Annotated in this window: 7 protein-coding genes; 2 read left to right on the top strand and 5 right to left on the bottom strand. The window is 63.9% G+C overall.

Annotated features, from left to right (window positions below; all coding sequences use genetic code 11):
- Window positions 1-62 precede the first annotated feature (62 nt).
- The 4 genes from ACYOEI_RS03570 to ACYOEI_RS03555 all read right to left on the bottom strand — a co-directional run bounded on the left by ACYOEI_RS03570 (window position 63) and on the right by ACYOEI_RS03555 (window position 5,913).
- Window positions 63-1,595 (bottom strand): RNA polymerase sigma factor, encoded by a 1,533-nt coding sequence (locus ACYOEI_RS03570; RefSeq protein ID WP_462847922.1) that lies wholly within the window; start codon window positions 1,593-1,595, stop codon window positions 63-65.
- Between the two features lie 259 nt (window positions 1,596-1,854).
- Window positions 1,855-2,706 (bottom strand): DUF72 domain-containing protein, encoded by an 852-nt coding sequence (locus ACYOEI_RS03565; RefSeq protein ID WP_462847921.1) that lies wholly within the window; start codon window positions 2,704-2,706, stop codon window positions 1,855-1,857.
- An 81-nt stretch (window positions 2,707-2,787) separates the two neighbouring features.
- Window positions 2,788-5,388 carry a DNA mismatch repair protein MutS gene (mutS, locus tag ACYOEI_RS03560; protein WP_462847920.1) on the bottom strand — a complete coding sequence of 867 codons (2,601 nt, stop codon included), beginning with the start codon at window positions 5,386-5,388 and terminating at the stop codon, window positions 2,788-2,790.
- 165 nt (window positions 5,389-5,553) lie between these two features.
- Window positions 5,554-5,913, bottom strand: coding sequence for an STAS domain-containing protein (locus ACYOEI_RS03555; protein ID WP_462847919.1), 360 nt, complete (start codon window positions 5,911-5,913; stop codon window positions 5,554-5,556).
- Between the two features lie 486 nt (window positions 5,914-6,399).
- Between ACYOEI_RS03555 and ACYOEI_RS03550 the strand changes: the two genes are divergently transcribed.
- The gene (locus ACYOEI_RS03550; protein WP_462847918.1) at window positions 6,400-9,360 is read left to right on the top strand and encodes a YfhO family protein; all 2,961 of its coding nucleotides are present in this window, start codon (window positions 6,400-6,402) and stop codon (window positions 9,358-9,360) included.
- A 207-nt stretch (window positions 9,361-9,567) separates the two neighbouring features.
- Window positions 9,568-10,266: a hypothetical protein gene (locus tag ACYOEI_RS03545; protein ID WP_462847917.1), complete on the top strand. Its 699-nt coding sequence runs from the start codon at window positions 9,568-9,570 to the stop codon at window positions 10,264-10,266.
- A 154-nt stretch (window positions 10,267-10,420) separates the two neighbouring features.
- Here the strand turns inward: ACYOEI_RS03545 and ACYOEI_RS03540 are convergent, their stop codons facing one another.
- Window positions 10,421-13,849, bottom strand: a complete 3,429-nt coding sequence (locus ACYOEI_RS03540; protein ID WP_462847916.1) for a tetratricopeptide repeat protein — start codon at window positions 13,847-13,849, stop codon at window positions 10,421-10,423.
- Window positions 13,850-13,917 lie beyond the last annotated feature (68 nt).

The raw sequence follows: 13,917 nt of genomic DNA, 5'->3' as shown, positions 1-13,917 counted from the left end.
AACACGTCGGTCGCATCTGAAGATTTTTGCTTCGATGGGACTTCGTTACGAGCCTTGGGATCTCAGCGTGGAGGGCGTACGTCGTTCGAAGGGGGTTCCACTTCACCGAGTGGCCTTGCGACCTGAGGGTCGGCCAGCGAGTTCGGTCCCCCCCGAGCCGGGAGGGTATCCTGCCGGGTCCGTGGGTCCGGGCCGAGTCGATCACCCTCCGGGACGACGGTCTCTCCGCTCTTGAAGCCGTCCTCGGAGGCGTTGTCCGGGTCAGCCGAAGGCGCAACGCTCCCGTTAAGCACATGATCGTAGAGCGCCTGGGCACGTGCGCTCGTCGCGTCCTGGACCTTGAACGGATCAGACGAGGCGCGAGAGAGTCCTTTCTCGAGCGCGTCGAGTCTCTGTTCGACCCGGGCGAGTCGCCCCTCGATCAGCGACAGACGATCCGATCCCAGTGCCGGAGCAGCCGTCGCCGGGTCTGGGTGTGATCGGCCCACGGCAGCCGTCGCCGGTAAAGCGGCCGAGCTGCTCCGTTCCTGGTTTCGTTTTGCCTCACGGGAGGCGGCCCGGACATCCGTGGCCTTCGTCGTCCCTTCCAGGGCCCTCAAAATCCGGTCGAGCTTGGATTCAAGGCCTTTGAGGCGGTCGGCTTCCTGGGGGGACGACTCTCCGGCGGTGGCGAGCCTCGCCGGCTTCGAAGACTCTCCGACCTCTTTGGATGGCAGGGCATCACCACCGAATTGGGCATGGACGGCCGATCCGATGCCGATGGTCGCGATCGAAACGACGGCGACCGATTTCCACTTGGCCAGGAGCATGGTGCGAAGGACTCCTTCGGTGAGGGTGACGGCGGCTGCGGACAACGCGCCGGTCGTCAAGTCAGTCCTTGCCGCGAACGCAGTCGCGGCCCGGACGGTGGTTTCGAGGAGCTGGGGATGAATGAAGGTCGCATGCGCCCGGGACGACAATTCCGAAGCCGCGAGCGACAGCGCAGGGGCCAGGCCGCGTTGCAACAACCGGCGCTGGAGACGCTCGCGGGCCCGGGCGAGGCGACTCTTCACCGTGCCGACGGGACAACGTAGTTGGGCGGCGGCCTCGTCGTAGGTGCGCCCTTCGAGGTAGCAGAGGACGACCGGCGTCCGGTATTTCTCCGGCAGCCGTGCGACCTCTTGATGGAGGACCGAGTCAGAATCGTCGTGTTCTTCGAGGACTGGGGTCGAGGCCGGGGAGGCCCCGTCCCGCTCGTGCCTCCGGCGTCGAATCGCCGAGGCCCGAGCTCGAGACGCCACCCGGAGGGCAACGCCGTGGAGCCAACTGCCGGCCGATTCCGACCGCCGGATGCTCTTCGCCTTCTTCACGAGGACGAGGAATGTGGCCTGGAAGGCATCCTCGACGTCATGTGGCTCGATCAAGACCTGACGGCAGACCCGCAGGACCATCGGACCATGGCGCTCGACCAGGGCGGTGAAGGCGAGTTCAGAGACCTCTCCGCGACGGTTCAGGAACCGATCGAGCAATTGCCCATCGGTTAGCCCCGCCACACTCCCCAGGCCGAGAAGCGTGCGGAGTCCCTTCAGGACAGCGACATGCTGGTCAATCGCCACGGCACCGGCCCTCTCGACGAACTTGCCGACTCGAAGGTGTAGTGTCCCATGACGGTGCCGATGTTCCGCCTTTTTCGAGAATTCCGAAGGACGCGAGGGTCCTACTGCATTGGAAGAGTAGACGGGGGAGGATTCACCACGAAGGCACAAAGGGAAATCAAATAAATCTAACAATTCCTTTCTTGTTATTCTTAGTGTCCTATGTGCCTTCGAGGTGAATCCTCCCCGCCTTGAAGAAAACGCCGAGTCTCGCGAGGTGCTAATCGAAGAGAGTCGTTCTGGGCCGGACGGGAGGGGTGGGGTCGGCGAGACCGAGACGGGAGCGAAGGTCGCGGGCGGTGGCGGGCGCGTAGCCTGCGTAGTGGTTGTTCGTGAAGACGGCCACGGGGACTCGAGTCGCCAGCGCCTCGATCAGTCGGGCCGATTCGTCGAGCTCGGCTGACTTGTCCACGATGACCTTGTCCCAGGTCGTTGCGATCTTCTCCATGCTCTCGCGGTCACCGATCAGCCGCACGAACGAGAACGGGCCGGTGACGGGATCGATGCGATCGGCGACCTCGGTCGGCTTTGGCATCCACGTCTGCTCCGTCAGGGTGAGCGCGGCACCGTGCTTGCGAAGCACAACGGCCAGCTCGGGCCCAATCCAGCGAGGGTTTCGCACCTCGACGGCCAGGGGGACCTGTCGGATCGGCCAGGCCGTTAGAAACCGATCGAGCACCGGCAGGAAGTCTTCGAGCGAGCCGAAGACGCGTCGGTTGAAATAGCCCATCTGGAGGAGCGCGCAGTAAAGCTTCTTGCCGAGCGGCTCGAGCGAGGCGACGAAGCGCTCGACCTCGGCCTCGCAGTCGACGAGTTGCTTCTCGTGGGTGATGACCTTCGGCACCTTCGGGGCGAATCGGAATTCGTCGGGAGTCCGATCACGCCAACCTCGGACCATGTTCGGCGGCGGAATCCGGTAGAAGGAGCTATCGACCTCGACGATTGGGAAGCGGTCGGCGTACCACTCGAGGTATTCGACAGCGGGCATCCCGACCCGATAAAACGGGCCTTCCCAGTCGGGGTAGCTCCAGCCACTGCAGCCGATCAAGATAGGGTGTGCGTGTTCAGGCATACCCCAATCGTAGTGAAAAGACGTCGGCGTGTAAACGCGCAAGCCTTTGTCGAGCCGGGGATGATGACCCCGGTGGTCTGGTCATCCGGCGAGCTCGCGGAGCCTTCGGATGACGTCGAGGGCGCGTTCGGGTGAAAGCCCCACGATGTCGAGCTGGCGGAGCTCGTCGAGCAGGGGGTCGGGGAGGGCGGAAAAGAGGCTGTTTTGCAGCGCTCGTCCGGTCTTGACCTTCTTGATCGGTCCCGCGGACGGCCCGGGGTCGGGTCCGTGCTGCTTCTCGAGGAAGGCGAGGATCTCCCGAGCCCGGACCAGGACAGGGGAGGGGACTCCGGCGAGTCGGGCGACGTGGATACCGTAGCTCTGGTCGGCCCCGCCCGGCACGATCCGGTGGAGGAAGACGATCTCACCTTCGCTCTCGCGCACGGCGACGTTCGCGTTGCGGAGGTTCGGCTTCGTCTTCTCGAGCTCGACGAGCTCGTGGTAGTGGGTCGCAAAGAGGGTGCGGCAACCAACCGCGTCGTGCAGGTGTTCGGTGATCGCCCAGGCCAGCGAGATCCCATCGAACGTGCTCGTCCCCCGGCCGATTTCGTCGAGGATGACGAGACTTCGGGGGGTCGCGTTGTTGAGGATGTTGGCCGTCTCGGTCATCTCGACCATGAACGTGCTCTGACCACGGCCGAGCTCGTCCGTCGCGCCGACGCGGGCGAAGAGGCGGTCGACGATACCGATCCGGGCGGATTTGGCCGGGACGAAGCTCCCCACCTGGGCGAGGATGGCCGTCAGCGCGACCTGCCGGATGTACGTGCTCTTGCCCGCCATGTTTGGCCCGGTGATCACGACGATCGTCCCGGACTCAGGCCCGAGGTGGATCTCGTTGGGGACGAAGTGGCCGGCGGGCATCAATACGTCGAGGACCGGGTGTCGCCCCCCTTCGATCTCCAAGACTGGGTCGGCGACGATCTCAGGTCGGCAATACCCTTGCTTCGCGGCGAGTTCGGCGAGCGCCGAGAGCACATCGACCTGGGCGAGCACCGCCCCTGCCTGGATCAGGCGGGGTGACTCGGCGGCCACGCGATCGCGAAGGCTCGTGAAGAGCTCGTACTCGAGATCATTCGCCCGGTCCTCGGCGCGGAGGACCTTGTCCTCATATTCCTTGAGCTCGGGTGTGATATACCGCTCGGCGTTCTTGACGGTCTGCTTCCGGATGAAGTCCGACGGGACCTTCGCCCCCTGCGCGTGGGTAATCTCGATGTAGTAGCCGAAGACCTTGTTGAAGCCGACTTTGAGGTTCGGGATCCCGGTCCTGCGGATCTGCTCGGCCTGGAACTTGGCGATCCAGGACTTGCCGCCGCGAGCAATTTCGCGGAGCTCGTCAAGGTCGGGATGATATCCCTCCCGGATCAAGCCCCCCTCCTTGAGCGCAAGCGGGGGCTCGTCCACGAGGGCCGCTTCGATCGCCGTGCGGACTTCCGGGCAAAGTTCGAGGGCGGATTCGAGGTCGTTGAGCCGCTTCGAGGCTCGGGCCGTGAGACGGGCCCGAAGCTTCGGCAGGAGCGCGAGCGTCCTGGCCAACGCCCCGAGGTCGCGAGGGGTTGCGCGGCCGGTACCGACCCTCGCGGCGAGCCGCTCGAGGTCGTAGGCCTGGGCGAGCGTGCCGCAGAGATCCGAGCGAAGTGACGTATCTCGGAGGAGCTCGGCCACCGCGTCGAGTCGCTCGACGATCGGCTCGGGATTGGTCAGCGGCGAGGTGAGCCAGTCGGAAAGCAGCCGGGCTCCCATCGGCGTGCATGTGCGGTCGATGACCTGAAGCAGCGAACCGTCGCGCTTTCCATCCCGGAGGGTCTTCGTCAGCTCGAGACTTCGACGAGTCATCTCATCGAGCGCGAGGACATCGCCGCGACGATAGGGCGTCAACCGAGTCAGGTGGCCGATCGTGGTCTTCTGGGTCTCGCGCAGGTAGGCGATGAGGGCGCCTGCCGCTTGAACTTCGGCAGCATTGTCGTCGACGCCGAAGCCGGAGAGTGTGGTCGTGCCGAAGTGCTGGAACAGCGTCGATCGGGCCTGTTCGGCGACGAAGTCCCAGGACGGCCGCGAGGTGATCGCCGCGAGGGACTGGCCCCGCAAGGCACGGACCCAGGGCGAGTCGAGCGCGGTCTCCGAGACGAGGACCTCGGCGGGGTTGAGCCGAGCCATCTCGTCGGCGAGCTCCATGCGGGAGACGCCCGTGAGAGAGAATCGCCCGGTCGAGAGCTCAACCCAGGCGAGGCCGAGCTTGCCCCCCACTTCGACGATGGCAGTGAGGTAGTTTGCGCTCTTCGGGTCCAGGAGCTCTTCGTCAGTCAAGGTCCCCGGCGTGACGACTCGGACGACTTCGCGGCGGACCAGCCCCTTGGCCAGCCTCGCGTCCTCGACCTGCTCGCAGACCGCCGCACGCTGGCCGGCCTGGACGAGCTTGGCAAGGTAGGTCTCGAGCGCCGGGTGCGGGAATCCCGCCATCGGTACCGCGTTCGGCCCTTTGTCTCGCGCGGTGAGGGCGAGTCCCAGGAGGGCGGAGGCGCGCTCGGCGTCCTCGCCGAACATCTCGTAGAAGTCGCCCATCCGGAAGAGCAGCAGGGCCTCGGGGTCGCGGGCCTTGAGCTCGCGGTACTGCTGCATCATCGGCGTCAGGCCGGCATCACTCATCTTGATCGACGCCAAGAGGGACGGGACGGGAAGGGTCGCAAAGGCCGGAAGGACGAACGGCCGGGACGACCGCCGCCTCCCTGAGGGAGAACGGCGAACGTCCCGGCCGCTCGGGCCTTGCGCAACGAGACGATCGAGGAAGACAACAAGGCACGCGGGCGGGCCTCAGAACTTGTCGAGGGCCGCCTGCTCCTCGGTGTAGATCTCGAAAACCTGATCAAGACGAGTAATACGGAAAACCTCGAGCAGGTCGGGGTGGATGCAGCAGAGTTTCAGCTTTCCTTTGACCGCACCCACCTTCTTCTTGAGGTTAATCAGCTTGCCGAGCGCGGCGCTCGAGAGATACTGGACGTTCCCGAAGTTCAGGAGGAGCTGCTTGTGTCCCTCGTCTTCCACGAGGCTATAGAGCTGATCACCGACCTCTTGAATGTTTTCTTCAGTGACGATTTTGGTATCCACGAAGCTGACGACCGTGACCCCGTCGATGGTTTCCAGTCGAAGATGGCGACGAGAGGCTTGCGACATCGGGCAGACTCCTGTCCAGCAACGGAACCGAACCAACACCGGCCGGAATTTTGGGATGGTATTCTTGGCCGGTCCCGCAGGCGGGAGTGCCGGGCGTCGGTCCGAATTACGACGGACCACCCGGCCGAGGCAGGACCGAAGCATCTCTTAGACTTACCACAATATCGTCGGGAATCAAGGGCCCACCAAAACTAAGCCGGTCGAGGACCGCGGTCGCCACGAGCCTCGATGGCTCTCGCGACTCGGATCATCCTCACGATCCTCCCCTTCGGGTACGGACGTGAGCGGGTCGACGCCGAGTGTGAGACGTGGACTCGTTCATGTTCGAAAATCGGCGACGAATGCGGATCCGCGACATCGCGAGCCTGGGGGCGGGTTTCCGGAGGGGGTCGCATGCTAAGATAGGGTCGAGATTCGGGGACCATTGTCGAGAATTACGCCTCGGATCATCCTCGAGCCCGCCCCGAGAGCTGGAGATTCGGCACGATGCGCAGGTTTGGCTTCCCGCTCCTCGTCGCGGGCTGTCTGCTGGCAATGTTGCTCAGTTGCTTCGGCGATGCCCTGTTCCGCAACAAGCAATTCGCTTACCGCGACGCGGCCCACTTCTACTACCCCCTCTACGAGCTGGTGGAAAGAGAGTGGAACGAAGGCCGATGGCCTCTTTGGGAAGTGGAAGAAAACGGCGGGATGCCGCTCCTCGGCAATCCGACGGCCGCCGTCCTCTATCCGGGAAAGCTGATCTACCGCGCCTTCCGCAGCAGCTACGCATGGGGGGCCCGCCTCTACGTCGTCGCGCACGTCGTGCTCGCGTTTGCGGGGATGCTCGCGCTCTTGAGGTCCTGGGGGACGAGTTGGACGGGGTCTGCCCTCGGGGCCCTGGGCTACGCGTTCGGGGCGCCCATCCTTTTTCAATACTGCAACATCATCTTCCTGGTTGGGGCCGCCTGGACCCCGCTCGGCTTGCGCGCGATCGACCGCTGGCTTCGGCTCGGCCGGAGGGTCGCGCTCCTCGAGCTCGCCGCGGTTCTTGCGATGCAGACGCTCGGAGGTGATCCGGAGTCGGCGTATATCACGGGAGTCTGCGCCGGGGGATATGCGTTTGGTCTCTCCTGGCAACGAGCCCGGCAGGGTCGTGTGGTCCGCCGAAGCCCCTGGCCGATCGTCTTGGCGGGCTCGGGAATCATCGCCGTCTGGACGGTGGCCACCCTGGCGCTTGCGACCATCGTGCCTTCCTTCCGTCCCCGGTCGAACGTGCCGGTCGCGCTTCCGTGGATGCCCTGGGTACCGACGCTGGTGTTGGGGGCGTGGACATCGGTCGGGGCATACCTGGGTCTACGCTGGTTTAAAGGCGGGCGTAAGTCGCCTCTCGTCCCCATGCTGTTCGGCCTCGCGAGCGCGGCGGCGCTCGCCGGAGCGCTGACGGCCGTCCAGTTGCTGCCGGTCATGGAGTTTACCGGCCAGAGCGGCCGGGCCGTCGGGGGAGGGCCGCACGACATTTATCCCTTCAGCCTCGAGCCGCTCCGACTCGTCGAATTCGTCTGGCCCAACCTCTTCGGGACGAACTTCGAAGGGAATCGCTCGTGGCTTGCCGCCGTCCCCCCCGAGAATAGCCACCCGAAGATTTGGGTCCCCTCGCTCTATCTCGGCGGTCTCGTGTTTCTCCTGGCGTTCGGGACCCTCGGCAAAGGCGTGGGGACACCTTGGCGGGCCTGGTTGACCGGGATCGCGGTGATCAGCCTGCTCGTGAGCTTCGGCGAGTTCACGAGCCCAATCTGGTGGGCGCGATGGATCCCCGAGGACTGGGCTCCTTCGTTCCTGGAAGATCTGGGACCCCACGACAGCCCGACCGACCCCGCGCTTCGGCAGGACGGAAAACTCCGCGATGGCGACGGCGGCCTCTACTGGTTCCTTGCGATGACCTTGCCGGGATTCCGGCAGTTCCGCTTCCCCAGCAAGCTGCTGAGTTTCACGATCCTCGCACTCGCCGGCCTCGCCGGTCTCGGTTGGGATCGCTTGATGGAGGGCAAGCGGAAGGGGGTCGCGACCCTGTCGGCGACCGCCATCGTCGTCAGCCTCCTCGCCCTCGTCGGGTCGTTCGTCTTTCGTTCCTCGATACTAGCCGGGTTCGAGTCGAGTGCGGGGAGGCTCGCGTCCGGCTTCGGGCCGCTGGACGTGCCCGGATCCTTCGCCGAACTCCAACGATCGCTGCTCCAGGCCGCCGTCGTGATGGCGGTCGTCCTGGGCTTGGCACTCAAAGGCTCGAGGCGTCCCGCCCTCGCGGGCGCGATCGCCCTGGTACTCACCACCGCCGACCTCGCGTTGGCGAACGCTCGTTATGTGTTCACCGTCCCCCAGAACGTGATGGATGCGACCCCGAAGGCCATGGATATCATCCGGGAGGCCGAACGAAAGGATCCGTCACCGGGACCTTACCGTGTCCACCGGATGCCGATCTGGAACCCTCTGTCGTGGACGAGTGAAGCGTCGAGTGATCGTGTCAAGGACTTCGTCGTCTGGGAGCGGGACACGATCCAGCCGAAATACGGGCTCAAGTACGGGGTCCAATACACCTGGACACTGGGAGTCGCGGAACTATGGGACTTCGACTGGTTCTTCGGTGGATTTCTCAGGCAGGTCGATGAGGAGCTGGCCTCACGCTTCAACGTGAGGCCCGGCGTGAAGATCGTGTATTATCCGAGGCGTGCCTTCGACCTCTGGAACACTCGATACTTCATCACGCCGGCATTCCCGGCCGGCTGGACCGACGAACATCGAGGATACGCGACCTTCCGAATCGACTCCGAGCGAATCTACCCCGGTCCCAATGCCTTCGACGGGCCCGACTCCACCGCCAAGCAGAAGGACTGGCTCGAGCACGAGGACCTCCAGGTCTGGCGGAACAAGAAGGTCTACCCCCGTGCCTGGGTCGTCCACAGCGCCCGGTACCTCAAGCCGATCACCAGCCTGGATCGCACCGATCGCGAGGCCCCCATCGAGGAGATGCTCTTTCAGGATGATCAACTCTGGCACGATTCGTCGAAGCCCGTCTATGACCCGTTGCAGCTTGCTTGGATCGACAGCGACAAGCAGCGTGAGCTTGCCCCCTATTTGATTCGAGGTGTCTCGTCAGGCAACGAGAAAGTCGACGTGATCAGCTATAGCCCCCAACGCGTCGAGCTCGAAACCACCTTGGATCGTCCGGGCTTCGTCGTCCTTGCCGACGTCTACTATCCCGGGTGGCGACTGACCATCGACGGCAAAGACGCACCCGTCTATCGGGCCAATCGGATGATGCGCGGGGCTGCCGTGAAGGAGGGCAAATCCCGGTTGGTCTACACCTTCGATCCCCCCACGTTCCGCTACGGAAGCCGGATCACCCTCGCGGGCCTCGCAACCTTCCTGGTGCTCGGGGCGGCTTTCATGCGATATCCGGGTGGGTCGCGCTAAAGGAAGGGCAGGAGAGGTGTTCACCACAAAGGCACAAAGAAGAGAGAAACCGGGATAGGCCAACGAAGCCAAAACGAATACTTCTATTCATTGCATCGCATTTACCAAATAAAATAATGCCAAATCGTTCAAAAATGTCGTGTTTTCCCCTTCGTGTCCTCGTGCCTTTGCGGTGAACACCTCCCCATCCCCGCCCGGAGTTTCGCGATGAGACGAGCTCTCCTGATCAGTCTCTGCATAACAGCATCGACGGTGCAGGCCCAATCCCCGGCCCAGCCGAAGGTGGCCCCGGGGCCGAGCGAGCCCGATTGGGTCGTCGTCCTGGACAAGTATTATGGGCTCGCGATGTTCGGGGACCTGCTCAACCCGGTCAAGTCGACGGCCGAGGCGACCCCTGGGTTGTTCAAGAAGGCGGGGCCTGGTCCGGTTACTTTCACTCCCGTCATCGCGCTCGGGTTGGAGACGACCAATCGTGGGGGGTGGTATACCGAGGGGCCCGAGGCGCGATCGCCGAAGAAGCGGGACTTGTGGTCGTACACGGCCAGGAATACGGCGAGCGACCTCGAGACGGGGAAGAACCTGCCGCCCGCCCTCGCCACGGGCTCGACGACGAGTTTCGACCCAGGCGAGGCGCCCTTCGGCCTCTGGATCTCGAACGACGGTCTCAAGGACGGGGGCGTCTTCAGCCAACCTCGTCTCGTCGCTGTCATGAACGCGAGACTGGCCAAACAGCCCTATAAGGCGATGATTTACCCGAACCGCGACAAGACGACCGGCAAGCTGATCCCGCACAGCCTGTTGATCGGCTGGGAGTATTCGACTAACGACGACTTTCAGGACGTGGTTTGCCGCGTCGACAACGTCGAACTCGTCCTTGTGCCCGATAAGACGACGACGGCTCGTTGAGAGGAACCATGAAGCGCCGACTGAAACACCCCTTCGAAGCGAAGCCGGCGGGCCGAGACGTGTTTCGTCTCGGCCCGCCGGCTTTTTTATGTAAGATTATCGCGATAGCGACCGATGCTCCCGATTGCAGACGGATCTAAGCTCGACGCGATCGTCAGGGCTTCGGGGTCGCATCGCTGGGAGCAGGCGTGGCCTCGGGCTTCTTCTCTTCGGGCTTCTCGACGGGAGGAGCCGGGTCGGGTTTCTTCTCCTCCGCTTTCTTCTCTTCGGGCTTCTCGGCCGGAGGCGTGGGCTCGGGTTTCTTTTCCTCGGCCTTCTTCTCCTCGGCTTTCTCCGGAGCGGGTGCAGGTTCCGGCTTCTTCTCTTCGGGCTTCGTCTCCTCGGTCTTCTTCGCTTCGGGCTTCTCCGCGGGCGGGGTCGGGTCGGGTTTCTTTTCCTCCGCCTTCTCGGCGGGTTCGGACGAAACATCGCTTGGCGAAACCGTCAAGGGGGGCTCTTCGGTCGCGGCCTCCGGCTTGGGGGGGACGGTTTGGCCGAGCTTTTCAAGATAGTACGCGGCAATGAGACGGGTCGGGAGCTCGGGCGCAAGCTTCAAGGCCTGTGCGAAGGACTCAGCGGCCTTGGTCGGTTCGCCCGATTCGAGCCGGCAGGAGGCCAGGTCGAACTCCCAGGTCGCCTGCGTGGCGATCTTGGTCGGGATCGACTCGAGCACCGACGTTGAAGACTTCGCGTCGCCACGAATCATGGCCCGACCGGCGTTCAGCGTGCTCAGGGTTCGCTCGAAGCTGATCCTCTGGATCGCATTGGTCTGCCAGAGCGTCGCGGCGTACTCGTAGTTTCCGAGCAGGAAGTAAACCCGGCCCTGGCGGAGGGCGGAGGTGCCGGGCTCCGAACCGAAGTTCGGGTCGTCGACGTTGCTGCTCTTGGCCAACAAGTCGAGCGCCTTCTCGGGTTGGCCCGTGTCGCAATACAGATCGAGAAGCCTCGGAGTCACGATCGTCGGATTGACGTTGATCTGGAGGGCGTCGTCGAGCTCCTTGATCGCGATCCGGAGAGCTCCCTGACTGAGGGCAAACTCGGCCCTCTGGAGCGGCCCGATCTGCTGCTCGTCGACCATCTCGTCCATCCGCTCCTGGATCTGAGCGAGTTGCTCGTCCATCCGACCCAATTCTTGAGTCAACTGAGAGCGGAAGTCCTCGGGCAGGTCGCCCGGTTTGGTCACGGCGAGCATCGACTCGAGCCGGTCGCGGGCGAGGTCGAGGTAACCGGCGCCCAGGTAGAGCTGATACAACTCGTAGGTCAACTGGAACAGATCGACCCGAGCGACCTGGACCTGGGGAGGCGGAGTCGTCTGGATCGCATAGTTCAAGGAAGTCACGCGCTGACGCAGCCGGTTCATGAGCAGGTTGGCACGAGGTTGACTCTGCCTCGGCCGGTTCGGGTCGCTAGAATCGGGCGATTGCCCGGCCAGGATCCCATTCTCCTGGATCATGAGGCTGCGATACGCCGAGCTCAGGAGTCGGTAGGCCTGGGTATCGTCAGGCTTGCGTGAGAGGGCGATTCGAGCTTCCTGAATGGCCTTGTAGCAGCGAGCAGGGCTGGGGAGCGTCGCCGTGTTGGGGTCGAAGTCGAGCCCTTGCAACCAGCGGCGGGCCGACTCCGTGTGCGGCTGGGGGCTGTCGAGGAATCGGTTCCAGTAGATGTTGTCCAGCTTCGACGGCGGCGTGGGGTAGCCATCGCCCGGAGGCACGGGCTTCGTCTGGCGATAGGCCAGGGCTTCGGGGTCGAGACGGTTCTTCTTGAAGTGCGCCACGTCGGTTGCGGCGGCATCGGACCGGCCGAACATCACGACGTTGCCGTCGTCGTAGAACGGGATCCAGTTCAGGCTCTGCATCAAACGCCGATAGGTCTTGGGTGCGGTCTGGGGGTGAATCATCACCGCACTGATCTCATACTTGTCGAGGTGGCCCTTCCATCGGGCAACGTCGTCCTCGCTCAAGGCACGGCGGACCTCCTGGAGGTCTTGCTGGATTTCCGGCGGGAAGAGGTTGTGGCGGCTGTCGACGTAGGTCTTCCGCTTGGGATAGCCCTTCCAGATGATCGAGTCGCCTTGCTGGAGGCTGGTATTGAGGACGTTACCGGCGATATCCGCCGAGCGGAGGTATTCGGCGGCCTCGAACGAGAACGCATCGCGGTTATATCCGAAGCCGAACTGGCTATCGCCGAAGCTGCGGCCGTAACCCGTGAGGCACTGGGCGACGAAGGCGAAGACCAGGAGGATGGTCAAGAAGCGGCCACCGGTCGACCACAGAGCCCAGCCGTTCCCGAGGCGGCCCTTGGTCCCGAAGCGGTCGTGATACCACTCCTGCCCGTTGAGCGCAAGGGTCGCCGCCAGGAGGATGGCGAACTCCGAGTTATAGCGGACCAGGACCCCCCAGAGCACAGCCACGACCGCGAACGCCGCGAACCGGCCCGGGGAGAAGTGGCGGCGATTCAAGGCGAAGGACGCCAAACCGAGTCCCACCGCCAGCACATAATAGGCTTGGAGCGCCGTCTGGAGCGCCTTGGAGCCCACGAGCTCGCGAATGCCCTTCCCGAAGTAGGAGAGTTGCTCCATCGTCAACGTCCCGAGGTCGGCCTGGAACAGTTGGGTGATCGGAGCCAGGGCCGCGGGATAAACCCGATAGAATGAGGGGTTGACCAGGGCGATCGCAACGCACCCACCGAGGATCGCGAAGCCTCGCTTGGTGGGCAGGGGGTCGACATCCGCCTTCGATGCCGAGGCGAGCCTACCGACGAGCGTGGCGGCGAAAACGATGAGCCCGATGAGGAAGGACTCGTCGACGTTGGCCCAAATCAGGAAGAGGGGGATGAGGCCCCAGGCGACCTGCCGCTGCCCAAGATTGATGGTCTTGTGCAGCAACAAGAGCTCCACGGCCAGCAGGAGTTGGCCCCAGGTCGACGGGTCGACCTTGGCTGGGCCCGCGATCCCGCCGAACATCACACCCATCGGGCTATAGGAAGAAGCCAGGGCGATCGTCACGCAGAGCGACGACCACCATAGCCCTGGACCTGGGCGTCGAATTCGCAGGAGGACGAGGACCGTTGCCACTCGTATCAGTGCGGTCAGGGCTACCAGCACCTGGGCGCCCAGTTGCTCGCCCCGCTGCGCCGAGGTCATCGGGTCGGCTGGGTCGATCGAGATGAGCTGGGCCGCCCCTCGGAATAGCACGGCGTGGCCGACTTCGAACAACCAGGGGATATTGACCCAGGTATGTCCGGCTTCGGTAAAGGAGAATTGGTCGGTGACCACCGGGGCCGACTTCGCGACGATCTCTTCGCCCGTCTTCAAGTAGGTCCAGATGGTCGAGTGACTGATTTTGTTCGCCGAGGTGACGAACGCGAGGAGCAGCACTCCCAGGACCACGTAGAGGTCGTAATAGGCATTCCATTCCGCGACCCGTTCGGCCGTCCAGGGGACGGGCTTCGGCTCAGGTTCGGCCTCGACGTTAGGCGTGTCGCCTCCCGTGGCTGAGGCCGGCGTTTCCTCGGACAGCGAATCGGGGGATTCAGGTTCGGTCATTACTGAGTCGCGGATAGATGGATGAGGGAAGTTGGCGCACGCGCCGTAAAAGGAGGAACGTCCCTATG

The organism is Singulisphaera rosea (assembly GCF_054877945.1).
Note: the sequence above shows the minus strand (reverse complement) of the source record. Positions and strands in the feature narration are given on the sequence as shown.

What these genes read in the sequence shown, in the direction of transcription:
- ACYOEI_RS03565 (WP_462847921.1), bottom strand. Translation starts at nt 2,706, where the DNA reads ATGCCTGAACACGCACACCCTATCTTGATCGGCTGCAGTGGCTGGAGC.
- mutS (WP_462847920.1), bottom strand. Translation starts at nt 5,388, where the DNA reads ATGAGTGATGCCGGCCTGACGCCGATGATGCAGCAGTACCGCGAGCTC.
- ACYOEI_RS03555 (WP_462847919.1), bottom strand. Translation starts at nt 5,913, where the DNA reads ATGTCGCAAGCCTCTCGTCGCCATCTTCGACTGGAAACCATCGACGGG.
- ACYOEI_RS03550 (WP_462847918.1), top strand. Translation starts at nt 6,400, where the DNA reads ATGCGCAGGTTTGGCTTCCCGCTCCTCGTCGCGGGCTGTCTGCTGGCA.
- ACYOEI_RS03545 (WP_462847917.1), top strand. Translation starts at nt 9,568, where the DNA reads ATGAGACGAGCTCTCCTGATCAGTCTCTGCATAACAGCATCGACGGTG.
- ACYOEI_RS03540 (WP_462847916.1), bottom strand. Translation starts at nt 13,849, where the DNA reads ATGACCGAACCTGAATCCCCCGATTCGCTGTCCGAGGAAACGCCGGCC.